This is a genomic window from Polaribacter sp. 2405UD43-2, from assembly GCF_058147125.1.
Window position 1 is genome coordinate 1 of sequence record NZ_JBYVJX010000059.1, and the last position, 251, is coordinate 251.

The following is a 251-nucleotide window of genomic DNA, read 5'->3' on the forward strand; positions in this document are numbered from 1 at the left end:
GGGATTTATCGGTCTGCAGAAAAGATTAAAAAAACAAAAGAAGTCTTTTCATTTTATAATGATGATGATGCTCTTTGCTCAAAAATAGAATGGTTTAAAGCCGATATTACAGATGTTTCTTCTATGATTCCTGCTTTTGTTGATGTTCAAAAAGTATATCATTGTGCGGCTTTGGCTTCTTTTAATCCGAAAGATTATATAGAAATGCGAAAAGTTAATATTCATGGAACCGCTATTATTGTAAATCTTAC

At 30.7% G+C, this 251-nt stretch carries 1 pseudogene; it reads left to right on the top strand.

What is annotated here, in order from left to right:
• Positions 1 to 251: pseudogene (locus tag ACY2RX_RS14755) on the top strand (NAD-dependent epimerase); the annotation flags it as partial.